The organism is Hoylesella buccalis ATCC 35310 (genome assembly GCF_000177075.1).
Taxonomy (GTDB): Bacteria; Bacteroidota; Bacteroidia; order Bacteroidales; family Bacteroidaceae; genus Prevotella; species Prevotella buccalis.
Map to the genome: position 1 here is coordinate 1 of NZ_ADEG01000113.1, position 12,432 is coordinate 12,432.

Annotated in this window: 23 protein-coding genes; 21 read left to right on the forward strand and 2 right to left on the reverse strand. The window is 39.6% G+C overall.

Translation table 11 applies throughout. The annotated features are described in order from the left end of the window. Positions 1-93 precede the first annotated feature (93 nt). Positions 94-525 (reverse strand): S24 family peptidase, encoded by a 432-nt coding sequence (locus HMPREF0650_RS12090; protein ID WP_211205591.1) that lies wholly within the window; start codon positions 523-525, stop codon positions 94-96. A gap of 802 nt (positions 526-1,327) precedes the next feature. Between HMPREF0650_RS12090 and HMPREF0650_RS12095 the strand changes: the two genes are divergently transcribed. Further along, on the forward strand, positions 1,328-1,573 hold the full coding sequence (locus tag HMPREF0650_RS12095; protein WP_040563406.1) for a hypothetical protein: 246 nt from the start codon (positions 1,328-1,330) through the stop codon (positions 1,571-1,573). Between the two features lie 464 nt (positions 1,574-2,037). On the opposite strand, the gene HMPREF0650_RS12105 is transcribed toward HMPREF0650_RS12095, so the two are convergent. After that, positions 2,038-2,592, reverse strand: a complete 555-nt coding sequence (locus tag HMPREF0650_RS12105) for a hypothetical protein (protein WP_040563410.1) — start codon at positions 2,590-2,592, stop codon at positions 2,038-2,040. 196 nt (positions 2,593-2,788) lie between these two features. On the opposite strand from HMPREF0650_RS12105, the gene HMPREF0650_RS12110 reads away from it, so the two are divergent. The 20 genes from HMPREF0650_RS12110 to HMPREF0650_RS12205 form a co-directional block, all read left to right on the forward strand. After that, the gene (locus HMPREF0650_RS12110; RefSeq protein WP_040563412.1) at positions 2,789-3,118 is read left to right on the forward strand and encodes an SH3 beta-barrel fold-containing protein; all 330 of its coding nucleotides are present in this window, start codon (positions 2,789-2,791) and stop codon (positions 3,116-3,118) included. Positions 3,119-3,137: 19 nt separating this feature from the next. Further along, positions 3,138-3,473: a hypothetical protein gene (locus HMPREF0650_RS12115; protein ID WP_004351156.1), complete on the forward strand. Its 336-nt coding sequence runs from the start codon at positions 3,138-3,140 to the stop codon at positions 3,471-3,473. A 421-nt stretch (positions 3,474-3,894) separates the two neighbouring features. Further along, on the forward strand, positions 3,895-4,146 hold the full coding sequence (locus tag HMPREF0650_RS12120) for a hypothetical protein (RefSeq protein WP_040563414.1): 252 nt from the start codon (positions 3,895-3,897) through the stop codon (positions 4,144-4,146). Continuing rightward, positions 4,143-4,370 (forward strand): hypothetical protein, encoded by a 228-nt coding sequence (locus tag HMPREF0650_RS12125; RefSeq protein ID WP_036874952.1) that lies wholly within the window; start codon positions 4,143-4,145, stop codon positions 4,368-4,370. The genes HMPREF0650_RS12120 and HMPREF0650_RS12125 overlap by 4 nt, the downstream gene beginning before the upstream one ends. Before the next feature lie 4 nt (positions 4,371-4,374). Then, the gene (locus HMPREF0650_RS12130; protein ID WP_050774884.1) at positions 4,375-4,686 is read left to right on the forward strand and encodes a hypothetical protein; all 312 of its coding nucleotides are present in this window, start codon (positions 4,375-4,377) and stop codon (positions 4,684-4,686) included. Positions 4,687-4,689: 3 nt separating this feature from the next. Beyond that, the gene (locus HMPREF0650_RS12135; protein ID WP_004351158.1) at positions 4,690-5,262 is read left to right on the forward strand and encodes an ERF family protein; all 573 of its coding nucleotides are present in this window, start codon (positions 4,690-4,692) and stop codon (positions 5,260-5,262) included. Beyond that, positions 5,259-6,155 carry a PD-(D/E)XK nuclease family protein gene (locus tag HMPREF0650_RS12140; RefSeq protein ID WP_004351159.1) on the forward strand — a complete coding sequence of 299 codons (897 nt, stop codon included), beginning with the start codon at positions 5,259-5,261 and terminating at the stop codon, positions 6,153-6,155. Before HMPREF0650_RS12135 ends, HMPREF0650_RS12140 begins: the two co-directional genes overlap by 4 nt. Positions 6,156-6,158: 3 nt before the next feature. Then, entirely contained in the window at positions 6,159-6,563 is a 405-nt protein-coding gene (locus HMPREF0650_RS12145; RefSeq protein WP_004351160.1) for a DUF3127 domain-containing protein, read from the forward strand. A 2-nt stretch (positions 6,564-6,565) separates the two neighbouring features. Next, complete coding sequence (locus tag HMPREF0650_RS12150; RefSeq protein ID WP_004351161.1) at positions 6,566-7,006, forward strand: NinB/YbcN family protein; 441 nt, start codon at positions 6,566-6,568, stop codon at positions 7,004-7,006. A gap of 2 nt (positions 7,007-7,008) precedes the next feature. Further along, positions 7,009-7,335: a nucleoside triphosphate pyrophosphohydrolase family protein gene (locus tag HMPREF0650_RS12155; RefSeq protein ID WP_004351163.1), complete on the forward strand. Its 327-nt coding sequence runs from the start codon at positions 7,009-7,011 to the stop codon at positions 7,333-7,335. Positions 7,336-7,591: 256 nt separating this feature from the next. Beyond that, a complete protein-coding gene (locus HMPREF0650_RS12160) occupies positions 7,592-8,047 on the forward strand; it encodes a recombination protein NinG (RefSeq protein WP_040563417.1) in 456 nt (151 codons plus the stop codon). Further along, positions 8,044-8,601 (forward strand): NUMOD4 domain-containing protein, encoded by a 558-nt coding sequence (locus HMPREF0650_RS12165; protein ID WP_004351165.1) that lies wholly within the window; start codon positions 8,044-8,046, stop codon positions 8,599-8,601. The genes HMPREF0650_RS12160 and HMPREF0650_RS12165 overlap by 4 nt, the downstream gene beginning before the upstream one ends. A 335-nt stretch (positions 8,602-8,936) precedes the next feature. Then, positions 8,937-9,464 carry a phage replication initiator YdaU family protein gene (locus HMPREF0650_RS12510; RefSeq protein WP_155813654.1) on the forward strand — a complete coding sequence of 176 codons (528 nt, stop codon included), beginning with the start codon at positions 8,937-8,939 and terminating at the stop codon, positions 9,462-9,464. Further along, positions 9,448-10,044 carry a P-loop NTPase family protein gene (locus HMPREF0650_RS12180; RefSeq protein ID WP_004351170.1) on the forward strand — a complete coding sequence of 199 codons (597 nt, stop codon included), beginning with the start codon at positions 9,448-9,450 and terminating at the stop codon, positions 10,042-10,044. The genes HMPREF0650_RS12510 and HMPREF0650_RS12180 overlap by 17 nt, the downstream gene beginning before the upstream one ends. Next, the gene (locus HMPREF0650_RS13200; protein WP_004351171.1) at positions 10,041-10,211 is read left to right on the forward strand and encodes a hypothetical protein; all 171 of its coding nucleotides are present in this window, start codon (positions 10,041-10,043) and stop codon (positions 10,209-10,211) included. Before HMPREF0650_RS12180 ends, HMPREF0650_RS13200 begins: the two co-directional genes overlap by 4 nt. Continuing rightward, positions 10,208-10,504 carry a hypothetical protein gene (locus HMPREF0650_RS12185; protein ID WP_155813655.1) on the forward strand — a complete coding sequence of 99 codons (297 nt, stop codon included), beginning with the start codon at positions 10,208-10,210 and terminating at the stop codon, positions 10,502-10,504. Before HMPREF0650_RS13200 ends, HMPREF0650_RS12185 begins: the two co-directional genes overlap by 4 nt. After that, the gene (locus HMPREF0650_RS12190; protein WP_155813656.1) at positions 10,482-10,766 is read left to right on the forward strand and encodes a hypothetical protein; all 285 of its coding nucleotides are present in this window, start codon (positions 10,482-10,484) and stop codon (positions 10,764-10,766) included. The genes HMPREF0650_RS12185 and HMPREF0650_RS12190 overlap by 23 nt, the downstream gene beginning before the upstream one ends. 27 nt (positions 10,767-10,793) lie before the next feature. Then, positions 10,794-11,432: a hypothetical protein gene (locus tag HMPREF0650_RS12195; RefSeq protein WP_004351173.1), complete on the forward strand. Its 639-nt coding sequence runs from the start codon at positions 10,794-10,796 to the stop codon at positions 11,430-11,432. A 21-nt stretch (positions 11,433-11,453) separates the two neighbouring features. Then, a complete protein-coding gene (locus HMPREF0650_RS12200) occupies positions 11,454-12,152 on the forward strand; it encodes a hypothetical protein (protein ID WP_004351174.1) in 699 nt (232 codons plus the stop codon). 17 nt (positions 12,153-12,169) lie between these two features. After that, positions 12,170-12,432, forward strand: a 263-nt coding sequence (locus HMPREF0650_RS12205; protein WP_004351175.1) for a hypothetical protein, incomplete at its 3' end; no start/stop codon positions are given.

A 12,432-nucleotide genomic window follows, 5' to 3' on the forward strand; every position in this document is an offset into this window, starting at 1 on the left:
AAAAGCGGAAATGCGATAAGTTCCTGTTTACAAATACGTTATAACTATTCAATAATTAAATTCAGTCCTTTTTTAGATAATATATGCTATTTTCTACATCATGCAGTTGATGCGGATGGATGCCTTGACAAGAGCGAGAGCGTTGACGGTACGGAAGTCAATGTCCCTGTCGGCATGATGTGGATTTTGCGACACAAGCGTGACATAAGGCTCTCCTTGAGGTGATCTGTTGATGTATTTGACCACAACGTAAGCATCCCCTTCTATGAGGTATGAAATGAGATACATTTCACCATAGAACAGGTGCTGCATGTCCACAGGCATTTCTTTGTATAGCACGATATCACCAGACTTGAGCAACGGATACATGGAATCCCCCACGATATGTATTGCCCCGTCACACTTCGGGAGATTCGGTATGCGTATGGAATCAATGACGTTCGCATGATTGTTGTCCAATAGACTTCTTAGTCCAGCGGACGCTTCGAAGTCATACAAGTTCACCATCTGCTCATCTTTTTTCACTTCTTTACTTTTTAGGTTACTTAGGGATTTAACTTCGGTAACCTCTGACACATGTGGTTCATCCTTGAGCATATTCCCCTCTCCTGTGAGAAGCCAGTCAAAAGAAAACACACCAAACGTATCACAAAATTCTTTTAGAAAACTATCTGTAAGATACCTTTCTTTACCATTAAACGCACTTGAGACATTAGTTCTTTGTCTCCCCATTTTATTAGCAACATCTACCTGTGTGTTTGCAATACCCTTGTACCTAAGGTATTCAAACGCTTTTTGCAATCTGTCAACTCTTTCCATATAATTAAATTTTGTTAAATAATACACTTTTATTTGTAAGTACTACATATTGTAGTATCTTTGCATCGCATTTGGTCAAGAGATGCGACTGGCATTGCTAAATTTTCTTTTCATACGAAATTTAGATAACTCACCTCTGCAAGGCTTGACCACTTGCGGAGGTTTTTTGTTTTATACAACCAACCTCAAACGACATAAAGGTTCAATCCGTGCAGTCCTTTTCGTCTTATCAACGATATATAAAACTGCTCTCTCAATGTGAATATACCCACACTCGCAAAATCCTGCTCCGTTTTGACCGTAACGACAGGTGCTTATGCCGAAAGGTTGTGTTTGTGGAAGAATGGCGGAAAGCATACGTTTTCACGATTGGGTTTTCATTCACTTTTCAAACTATAATTAAATATAGAGATAAAATAAAGTAAATCGTGGATGAAGCTGCTTATTATAACATAAGCATAGACGGTTGTTTGTAAGTAAGTCAAAGAACGCTTAAATATATTTTGTTATGAAAGAACTTGTAAATCTCATTTTTGCCAATACAGAGCGGCTTCTGTGGTTCAGGCACTTGTTATGGACGTTGCGAAAAACCGACAATGAACCATGCGGAATCGGCTATTATTCAAACAAGCATTTTGACGTCATCAACGAGGACACTCAAAAGTGGCTGCACCAGCACCGTAACGACTACTTGGACACAGGAAAGACAACAGGAACGGAGAACTCGACGGACGCACCCGACGAAGCATCTTGATCGATTTCTTTCACTGTTCCGACAGAAATGCTTGCTTCTTTGCTCATGGATAGGCAGTCCTTTTTATTTATGCTTCCCGATTCATTTAGCTGTTTTACAGCTTGGGCGCAATTTCCGTAAAATTCTTTCATCTTCATATTTTATTCTATGTTGAATCAAATTATTTTTACCGTTGTGGTATTTTTATCAACGTCTATCGCATCTGTTATTTGGGTTCTTTGGGTTTACAACAGAACGAAAGGCGAGGACGAACTTTACGCACTTTGCATATTGTTAATTTCTCTTCTTTATTTTGTTCCAGAGCTTGCTCTTACTTTTATCGGTGGAACGTCTGTGGTGCTATGGTTGTTACTTCCATTTCCTATCTCTTATTTGTATGATGGGATAACTTGTCTCGTGTTGGGTGGCTTTTCATTTGGTTTCTATTTTTGTTTAGAGGATATAAGGAAGAAATCACATTTTCTCTAACCAGCACTGTCAATCATTGCAATTATCTTGTCAATATCATAAGAATGATACTCATCATGATTTAATCGATATAAGGTGCTGATGTATCTTGCCTTTTCTTCCTTTTTTATTTTTGGGACAATATTCCTGCTTGAATAGAAGGCACTCATATCGGAGAGTTCGTGCAAGGATAGGTTGATTGGCTCTCTTTCATTCCCCTTTATGGATTCCTCTATTGCACTTATATAATTGTCAATAGCTATTTCTATATTTCCCATAGAGTAGCCATTTCCAGCAGACAGAAATAAAGTGTAAGCCCTCACTGTGTGCTTCATTTCTTTATTCATTCTCTCAATTACAGAACGAATCTTTATTTCCATTGAGTTCGTTTTCTTGTCAAAGTCTACTACAGTGTAGATATTCCACCCTATCAGTACCGTTACAAGCACAGAAAACGCAGAAATGATTACCTCCACGCTTTTGACAGGCTTTGAATAGAGTATTGCGCACACCAAACTCACAGCAAATGCAACAACACTCAACGCCATACTAATATTTATCTTACTCATCATTTTATTTATATAAGGTGCAATTCTTAATGTATCTTTAGCCGTGTTAAATATGTGTTAAATACTACATTTAGTAGTCTAAATATTTGCACTGTACTACTTGATGTAGTATCTTTGCAAGTGTAATCAATTAAGTACTGCGACAAAGATAAATAATTTATCTGAATCGCAAAAGAAAACAATTAAAAAACATACGACTATGGCAACAACATTTAGAAACGAATGGAGAAACGTGATGAGCCTTGCATGGCAATTTGTAAAGAGAAACGGCTACACGATGAGCGAGGCACTGAAATGCGCTTGGGCGAACATCAAGCTGCGTGCTGCATTGAACAAGCGTATCGTGAAGTTCTACTTTCAAAAGGTAAACGGTGAGATAAGAGAGGCATACGGCACACTAAAAACAGAATTGATACCCGAAACAAAAGGTGATGACAGAAAGCGCAACGACAGCGTACAAGTGTACTTCGACACAGAAAAGTCAGAGTATCGATGTTTCAAGAAAGCTAATTTGATAAGAATAGCATAACCCTTTAACACTTACTACTATGTTGACGAAAGAAGAAATATCCGCAAGCATCAATGAGGCTGCGAGAGAGATTGCAGAAACAGAAGATATAGACAACACGATTGCATTCACAAAGCAAATAGGCGGTTGCTTGATAGAAGTGTACTACAACTTGACAAGCAACTATAGAGAGATAATCATCAATCACGAAGATGATTATCATGAAAGTCCAAGGCTATCGCAATACATTGCAGAACACTTGCCAGATGACCTTTATTATGTTGTGGTAGAAGCAAGAGAAGAAAGAATACAAGCCTATAAAGACGACTTGGCTATGTACGAAAGCCTGGAAAGTCAGTTCTACCCAAGGCTGTAGAAAAATTGTGCGCCCTGCGTGCTGCAACATGGCACTGCAATCGAATTGACAGGGTGCAACCATACAAAGCGTTTTTTGACTTATTGAAACAAAGAAAATGTAAGAAAGCGAAAGGGCGAGACGAACAATCCATGACCCCTATGCGCTGGACTTACTGCGAAATAAAAAGACTGACAGTGCGAGTGTCTTCACGCATTGAGTGAATAGAAGTAAGGCATCTATTCTTCGCTAAAGTCTTATCAATATAACCGTCATTGAAGCGTGATGCAGCTGAATCGAATTAGCATGGCGGTACTTAACTATTAAAAATTAAAAGACATGACAGTATTTCAAATTTTGCTATTGATAGCAACAGTATGGGTTTGCTATGTGGCAGTAAGAGAGTGTATAAGAATGATAAAAGAAATCAATAATTAAAGTTATGGACATACAAACAAAATACAAGGTTGGTGAGCAAGTGTGGACTATCAACGACAATGGAAAGGTAGTACAATTCACGATTGACAGAATCACGGTGGACGTTTTCAATGATGGGAGCATAGAAGTGCTATATCTCGGAAAGTACGATCCACAAGAAATGCATAGCATGATAAGAGATGAGAACGCCTGCTTCAGAACAGAGACAGAGTTAATGAACATGGTTGAATTTATGCAAAAATATATTGAAGAATGAAAGAAAGAACACTAAAGCTAAGAGAGTATTCAATACGGGGTCTATTTAAGCACATCGGGGCTGGAAACAAACTGCACGTACCATTGAACTTGTATAAGAAGTTTTCTGTGCAGGTGGAATGCTCAAGGCGCAACGAAGTGGAGCGCACAGATCCGATGAACAACAAATACGCTACCTCAACGACAGAGAAAGAGGGGTATATCACAATTTTCCAAAGGTACTGAAATTATGAACATCAATATTTCTTTCAGCGAGATTGGCTCGCTGGTAGCCGATTTTACAAGGGTAGGCTATAACGCTGCTGTTGCGGATTACGACCCACCGCAAGACAAACTGAAAAAGTCGGAAGTAAAAAAATGGTTGAAATTCAGACACATTGAATACAAGACTTTTACGCTGTTGGAAAAGAACGGCTACATACACGCAAGACATACAAGTGCAGCCATAAATTCTCCAATGGTATACAGCAAGACAGAGATACAAAAGGCATTAGCCACATACAGGCTCAACAGAATAATAAACACAACAAAGGAGGACTAAGATATGAAAGAACTTAATGAGATACAAGCGAAGTTGAGTGTTCCTAAGACACTGAAAAATCTTTACGGTGGATATATGTATCGTAGTGCAGAGAAAATATTAGAAGCTCTCAAGCCTTTGCTTAATGAATCTAAATGTACACTCACCATCAACGATGACATCGTACTCATTGGCGAACGCTATTATATCAAAGCTACCGCCACAATACGTAATGAAAAGGGAGAGACGGAAACAACAACAGCTTTCGCACGTGAGGCATTGTCAAAGAAAGGCATGGACGAGGCACAGATAACAGGCTCTGCAAGCTCGTACGCACGAAAATATGCGCTCAACGGACTATTCTGCATCGACGACACGAAAGACCCAGATGCGCTAAATACAAGTGCCGAATATACACAACCTACACAACAACCGATAGATCCTAATCTGGAAGCGGTTATTGCTAATATCAAGGTAGCCACAACTGTAGCAGAGTTGACACAGATATGGAACGAGTGCACACACTGGCAGAGCAACAAGCAATTCGTGTCTGCATTAACAAGTAAGAAAAACGAATTAAAATCAAAGGAGAAATGATAACATTACAAGACAGCGGTGTGCGCCTTGACCAAGAGCAGCACCGCTACTTTATAGGAGTTGAGGAATTGAGCGGAATAACAGGCTTTTTGAAAAAACTTGTTTTCACTGATAAGTACCAAGGCATCCCACAGTGGATATTAGACCGTGCAGCATCTAATGGCACTCTTATTCATGAGAGCATAGAACTACTTGACGGTGGTTTCCCCCCTGCAGAGATGAGTGATGAACTGAAAAGCTATCAACGCATCAAAAAGGAGAACAATCTCACCACCGTGGCAAACGAGTACATCGTAACAGACAAAGAACATTTTGCAAGCGGTATCGACCTCGTATTAACAAATAACAAGGAGGAAATCATCCTTGCAGACATTAAGACGACATCGGTATTGGACAAAGAGTATGTATCGTGGCAATTGTCCATTTATGCTTATCTGTTTGAGATGCAGAACCCCAGCTTAAAAGCAGACAAACTGTTTGTCATTTGGCTTCGTGGTGACAAATCTGAGTATGCGGAGGTGAAACGTATTGACACAGAAATCATCAAAGACCTTTTGCAATGCGAGGTTGATGGCAGGGAGTTCGTCAATCCGCTTGCAAAGCCAGAGGCAGATGTGCCTGTTGCGATAAAGAATGCCGAGTACTCTGTTCATACGCTCGTAACGCAGTTAAAAGAACTCAACGAGAAGAAAAAGCAATTGTCGGAAGGGCTTTTGAAGCTCATGCAAGAGAATGACGTAAAGAGCTATAAAGGACAATACATTACACTTTCACGCAAGGCGGCATATACGAAGAAAAGCATTGATAAAAAAAAATTGGAAAAGAAATATCCCGAAGTTTATGCAGCATGTATCAAAGAAACAAAATATCCAGAAAAATTACAAATCAGATAAATTATGGCAGCAAATACAAAGACAGGCGTGGTGCTCGCAGTTGGGCAGCCACAGCAAATACAAAGTAAGAGTGGGAAAACATACACCAAGCGATCACTTTTCGTAGACGCAACCACTTTTGACCCCTATACGGGACAGCGTTCGCAGTTCGAAAACAAACTGTTGTTCGAGTTCATGGAAAAGCGTGCGTCAGTACTTGACAATGTTCACGTTGGTGATGTGGTAACGGTGTCGTTTGACATACAAGGAAGCGAGTACAAAGACCAGACAGGACAGACACGATACAGCATTAACGTCCGTCCTTACGACGTAGAGGTAAGACCTAAACAGCAGTACGCACAGCAACCACAGACAACGCTTGACCAACCTGCAAGTGCAGGTTTTCCTCCTTCTGACATGCCATTCTAACCATGGCACTGTACGACACATCGAATCCACTCGACAAAGCCAACTTCATGCTTCGTGCAAAGAAGTTGGCAGAGAGTGGGAAAATCGTTGAGCTGGCAGAGAAGAAGCCAAGGCGCAGCTTGAGCCAAAATGCCTACTGTCACTTGGCTATATCTTATTTTGCCAGCCAATATGGTTGTACTTTGGATTGGGCAAAGGCACAATACTTTAAGAAACTTGTAAACCCAGACTTATTCATAAGGGAAAAGGAGGATAGGTTTCTTGGTAAGGTGAAGTATCTGAGAAGTAGCGCAGATTTGGACGTGACTGAAATGAGTTTGGCTATTGATAGGTGGCGCAACTGGTGTTCTATACAAGCAAGCATCTATATACCTAACGTAGATGACTACTATTCAATTCAACTCATGGAGGTAGAAATAAAGAAGAACGAAAAATACTTATAGTAATGACATTAAACGAATATCAGGAAGCTGCTCTTAAAACAGCGGTGTACCCAAAAGAGTACAAAATTATATATCCTGCACTTGGTATTACTGGTGAAGCTGGAGAATGCAGTGATAAAGTAAAGAAAGTTATCCGTGATAATGATTGTAATTTCACAGATGACAAGAAACATGAGATTGCAAAGGAGATAGGAGACGTGCTTTGGTATTGCGCCACGCTCGCTAATGACTTAGGGTTCAATCTTGAAATTATAGGTGAAATGAACATAAGAAAACTCACCTCACGTCAGAAACGAGGTATGATTTCTGGTGATGGTGATAACAGATAAGCCCGTGAGGGTGTCATAGCAATGTTTAATAATTGTTTAAGTGGGGAAGCGTCCCCACACTCGGATAGGTGGCGGAATTGGTAGACGCACAGTTTGAGAGAGAAGTAATTTAGCATATTGGTAATGCGCAGCGCAGAGAATGGTAGTCAATGCATGGGCTAAATAGGTTCGATTCCTCCAATGAAAATCTTGCAAATTGATTTAGACGTAAATGCAGGTTCGAGTCCTGCCCTATCCACTAAAACAAACATAAAAAATGTATTATATCAAAAAGAAGAAATCAGATAAACCGAAAAAGCGACAGACAAGTAAAGCAACATTGATAAAGAAGCTGGATAAGGTATTCAGTCTGTATATCAGGTTGAGAGATAGTGATACAAACGGATATTGCAGGTGCATATCATGCGGTAGGATTCATTACTGGAAAGAAATTCAGAATGGGCATTACATGAGCAGGAGGTATCTATCTACACGCTTTGACGAAATGAATTGTAATGCGCAATGTGTCGCTTGCAATATTTTCAATCAAGGAAACATTCAGATGTATCGCCAAAATCTTATCAAGAAAATTAGCGAGAAGAATGTGGACTACTTGGAATATAAGGCAAAGGGTATCACGGTTCATTATTCGGCTTTTGAGCTGGAACAGTTAATCAAATACTACACTGTATTAGTGAAAAAACTAAGTGAGGAGAAAGGGATAAAGGTATGACAACCGAACAAACAGAAATTTGGAAAGATATAACTGGATATGAGGGATTATATCAAGTAAGTAATCTTGGGAGAGTTAGAAGTCTTACACGAAAAGTTTTTGTGAAAGGTAGGGAAAATGGACGTGTATTTACAGGGAGAATAAAATATGGCTGTCGTGAGAAGAAAAATGGGTATCGGGTAGTAAGCCTTTATTGTAAAGGAAAGTCCAAACGTTTCTTTGTCCATCGATTAGTCGCAAGTGCTTTTATACAAAATCATAATAACTTGCCACAAGTAAACCACAAAGATGAGGATAAGACGAATAATAAAGTTTCTAATTTGGAATGGTGCGATGCGAAATACAACACTAATTACGGAAACTGCATTGAAAAAAGGATTGCTCCCCAGCGAAAAAGAGTTTCCCAAATTACTTTAGATGGTACTTATATTCGGTCTTTTGCTTCAATGGCAGAAATCGAAAGAGAGTTAGGGTTTAATCATTCTGCAATTTGTATCTGTTGCAAAGACAACACTAAATCAGCTTATGGCTATAAATGGAAATATGCAGAATAGCAACATCAACCGCTTCGGAAAAGTGGAGGATTTAAGGCTTGTTGATACAAATGGAAAAGGAAAGTGGGCGGTGTTCAACAGAACGAAACAGTTGACAAATGTATTATTTTGAAAATGGGAAAGAAGAAAAATATTCTAAAGAACAAATGCTACGATTGTAAGCACGCATACTTGATGAGGTCAGACATATATGCCCCTATCATAGCAATGTGCGAGAAAACGAAAGAGAGGGAAGTGGCAAGCACTATATTGCATTGTCCATATTTTGATAAAAACGATCACTCTATAGAGGTTCATCCCATGATACTATGCAGGTAATTCACATACCGAAAAATTTGTATAAAAAATTCAAATCGAACAGGGTGGCACAATTCTTCTTGTATCTGCTTTTCTCTTCCGATGACAATGGGATGGTAAGAAAAACTATCAGGCAGATGGCTGCTGACAACGACATGAGTACTCGCAAAGTGCTTCAATATCTTTCCGAGATAAAAACGTTGAAAGCATGTACGACAGAGGGAAGAGGAGGTGTGGAGATATGCAACTATCCTTTCTACATAGGAGAGCAGACAAACACTTCCACAAAAACGACTCTTTCTTATGATTTTGTGGAGGACGAATACAAGGACGCTTTTTTCAAATGGCTTGAGTTTAAGCGGGGATGCAAGAAAATGTACAAGACGCAAAAATCACTACAAATATGCTACAATCATTTGAAAAAGATTAGCAAAAACAATCCACCATTGGCAATGCAAATAGTGGAAGAAAGTATAGCCAACAACTGGTCTGGACTTTATGAGAGAAAAGAAAACAAGAAAGACAATATCAACTTAAATAACATGAAATATGATAGTGAATGGTAGAGAGTTGGATTTCGCAAAGGTAGCGAACTCGCTCAAAGATACTGGCTACCGACCGCAGCCCCGAAAAGTGCAGATACACATTACTGATGCAAGGAAAAACCTAATGAATGGACTAAAGTACTTATGCGGAGAAAGAGCGAAATGGTGTGGAGAGTACGAAAAAATAGCCGAATGGCTGACAGACAACAAAGGACGTGGGCTTATGCTCGCTGGCAATTGTGGAGTTGGGAAAACACTCATCGGCATGCGCTTACTACCCATACTCATTAACCATTTTTGCGGTCGCATCGTGAATGTTTGCACGGCAATGGAACTGAACAAGAATCCTGATCTCATCATGTCGAAACATATCATCTACGTTGATGACGTGGGGACAGAGGAAGTGTCCAATATCTATGGCAATAAACGGCTTGTTTTTGCAGAACTGGTGGATGCAGCAGAGAAGAATGGGAAGCTACTCCTATTCTCCACAAATCTTGACGACAGAGCTTTTGCCGAAAAATATGGAGACAGAACCATCGACAGACTGCACGCAATCGTGAGAAAAATAAACATTCAAGGTAAATCAAACAGATCATGAGAGAAATAGAAGCAGAACTGATAAATCGCCTGGAAACGGCGATGCGTTGCCACTGCAAATTGGCGGCAAAGGCACGGATAAGGGACTTGGCGAGATTGTACGCAGAGTATGGCGTATGCTCGTACGAGGAGAAGTACAACGAACTGAAAGAAAAATACAATCTATGAAAACCATCACATTTTACGAGAACAAGTACGAGAACAATCACCTCATGCTGTGTGGTATATATGCTGGCAAGGCGATGAAGAACCTATGCCTGTCTGTGGTTGACGCAATACACTTCCTCAAGCGGCTCATCAAGCGTTATCCCTTTGCCGCATTATTCGTTGTCGTCTCCACTGCGGTGATATTCAGCTACGTGGAGATAGGAAAGGCTCGTGCTGAAAGAGACAAGCTCTCGCACGAGCTGTATGTGATGAAGCAGAAAACAGAACAATTTGAAAACATTAAAAACAGGTAAAACAATGAAAGTAAACGGAATAGAAATTACAAAGCAGGACGAAAAAGACTGCAAAAATTTACGCGAGGCATTGACGAAGGCCATGCAGGGCAACAGCGAAAATGTGAAGCTAATAGTAATTGCAAGTTCATTATCGGATTTCTTGTCAGCTGTGTCTGTGACAATGGAGCCATACGGTATCGGTAAGGATAAATTCATTGATTTAGTGATGAATAATGCCAAGCGTCTTAATAAATTGAAAGAACAGAAAAGGGATAAGTAAGATAAAACAACATACAAAAGCAAGACAATGGAAACAAATAATAAGGAATTCACAATGCAAGAGTTTAAAGACTTTAATAAATTGTATTTGAGCTTGATGAGGGTTTTTGATGATAATGACTTAGTAATGCGACTACCAGTATTTATGACTTCATTAGCGTATTTTTTGTCAGAAATGTCTGAGAGAGCAGTGAAATACGGTATCAATAAGGACGACTTTATTGACGGCTTGGCGACAGCCACTAAGAATGTTAATGAGTTAAAAGATAGGAAAAAAACAAGTAAAGCTATGGACGCAAACAAAATAGACAACGGCTGCAAAAGCCAAAACGACAATGAAATGCAAAGTACGGGTTTTGACATTAATGCAAAGGATTTGATAGAAAGAGGAAAGCTCGTCTTTTCTCCATACAAAACCACGGATGAGAAAGTGGAAATAGAAATTACTGACAATGCCATTAATATTCAAGCAGGAAACGTGAGTGTAAAAATGCCACGACACAGCACACAAGATGTCAATCTTATCAATCAACAGGTGACGCTAAAGCAAGAACCGTATAAGGAGGTTGTCAGAAAGTTATATACTAAAGAATGTGATTTAGACGCAAGTCAAAACAGTCAACAACGAAGAAAGGATGGGAAGTTAGATAACATAAATGACTATTAACTCATAAACTAACAAACAGTAATGCAAGACAATAAAATCAAGAACGAGACCGAGTTGTTAGAAATGTTTACAGCTGAAGATGGCGTTAGAGCATTTACGTATGTTCCATTTCTCCATCCAGTCTACAATGAAGTTTGGGCAACAGATGAGCATGTAATCATCAGAATCAGACCAGACAGGCTTAACAGACACTACGAGCCTATCAAGGGATGTGAAAAACTAAAACTACCCGAAGTATTAAAACCATGCCATTTATCTTGTACATATAAGGCTATCAGACAGGCGTTAGACGCATGTCCGTTAGTCAATGAAGTAGTAACGGGCGAAAACGAGGAGGATTGCAAGGAGTGTGGTGGTACTGGAGAGGTAGAATGGGAATATACAGATGATAACTTACATAAGTATTACCATGATTTCGATTGTCCGAAGTGCGGTGGCGATGGTGTGATAAAACACAAGTTGGAAACACATACTGGTAAGAAAGTTCATGATGAAAATGCTATCGTAAAGGTCGGGAATGCGACTTTTCGTTGGTATTATCTTGACATTGTGGCAAAGGCTTTAAAGCATATCGGAGCTGACGTAATAGACATTACGGCAAACGACCATTTTGGAATGACAGAATTTGTATTCGACGGTATCAAGATTGGGATGGCGAACTATCATTGTAACGAGGGAGAAGGATTCAACGAAAAAGTTGAATTAAAAGAAAATAATTAACTAAACAAGTAACAGCAATGGAAAAGAAATACAGACTATTGGAGAATGATACCATCATGGTAAATGGCACAACTTTACACAGAATAGAAGCGTTGAAAGACTTTGCAGATGTGAAGAAAGGCGACAAGGGCGGATATGTGGAAAGTGAAGAGAACTTATCCCATGAGGGTGCTTGTTGGTTTTTTGGCGATGCTTGGGTATCTGGCAATGCTCGAGTATTAGGCGATGCTCGAGTATTAGGCGATGCTTGTGTATCTGACAATGCCTGTGTATTAGGCGA

Excerpts from the sequence above, each read along its gene's own strand:
- HMPREF0650_RS12130 (WP_050774884.1), top strand. The coding sequence starts at position 4,375 with ATGAACATCAATATTTCTTTCAGCGAGATTGGCTCGCTGGTAGCCGAT.
- HMPREF0650_RS12150 (WP_004351161.1), top strand. The coding sequence starts at position 6,566 with ATGGCACTGTACGACACATCGAATCCACTCGACAAAGCCAACTTCATG.
- HMPREF0650_RS12105 (WP_040563410.1), bottom strand. The coding sequence starts at position 2,592 with ATGATGAGTAAGATAAATATTAGTATGGCGTTGAGTGTTGTTGCATTT.
- HMPREF0650_RS12200 (WP_004351174.1), top strand. The coding sequence starts at position 11,454 with ATGCAAGACAATAAAATCAAGAACGAGACCGAGTTGTTAGAAATGTTT.
- HMPREF0650_RS12155 (WP_004351163.1), top strand. The coding sequence starts at position 7,009 with ATGACATTAAACGAATATCAGGAAGCTGCTCTTAAAACAGCGGTGTAC.
- HMPREF0650_RS12140 (WP_004351159.1), top strand. The coding sequence starts at position 5,259 with ATGATAACATTACAAGACAGCGGTGTGCGCCTTGACCAAGAGCAGCAC.
- HMPREF0650_RS13200 (WP_004351171.1), top strand. The coding sequence starts at position 10,041 with ATGAGAGAAATAGAAGCAGAACTGATAAATCGCCTGGAAACGGCGATG.
- HMPREF0650_RS12110 (WP_040563412.1), top strand. The coding sequence starts at position 2,789 with ATGGCAACAACATTTAGAAACGAATGGAGAAACGTGATGAGCCTTGCA.
- HMPREF0650_RS12180 (WP_004351170.1), top strand. The coding sequence starts at position 9,448 with ATGATAGTGAATGGTAGAGAGTTGGATTTCGCAAAGGTAGCGAACTCG.
- HMPREF0650_RS12120 (WP_040563414.1), top strand. The coding sequence starts at position 3,895 with ATGGACATACAAACAAAATACAAGGTTGGTGAGCAAGTGTGGACTATC.
- HMPREF0650_RS12095 (WP_040563406.1), top strand. The coding sequence starts at position 1,328 with ATGAAAGAACTTGTAAATCTCATTTTTGCCAATACAGAGCGGCTTCTG.
- HMPREF0650_RS12145 (WP_004351160.1), top strand. The coding sequence starts at position 6,159 with ATGGCAGCAAATACAAAGACAGGCGTGGTGCTCGCAGTTGGGCAGCCA.
- HMPREF0650_RS12115 (WP_004351156.1), top strand. The coding sequence starts at position 3,138 with ATGTTGACGAAAGAAGAAATATCCGCAAGCATCAATGAGGCTGCGAGA.
- HMPREF0650_RS12125 (WP_036874952.1), top strand. The coding sequence starts at position 4,143 with ATGAAAGAAAGAACACTAAAGCTAAGAGAGTATTCAATACGGGGTCTA.
- HMPREF0650_RS12195 (WP_004351173.1), top strand. The coding sequence starts at position 10,794 with ATGGAAACAAATAATAAGGAATTCACAATGCAAGAGTTTAAAGACTTT.
- HMPREF0650_RS12135 (WP_004351158.1), top strand. The coding sequence starts at position 4,690 with ATGAAAGAACTTAATGAGATACAAGCGAAGTTGAGTGTTCCTAAGACA.
- HMPREF0650_RS12160 (WP_040563417.1), top strand. The coding sequence starts at position 7,592 with ATGTATTATATCAAAAAGAAGAAATCAGATAAACCGAAAAAGCGACAG.
- HMPREF0650_RS12185 (WP_155813655.1), top strand. The coding sequence starts at position 10,208 with ATGAAAACCATCACATTTTACGAGAACAAGTACGAGAACAATCACCTC.
- HMPREF0650_RS12165 (WP_004351165.1), top strand. The coding sequence starts at position 8,044 with ATGACAACCGAACAAACAGAAATTTGGAAAGATATAACTGGATATGAG.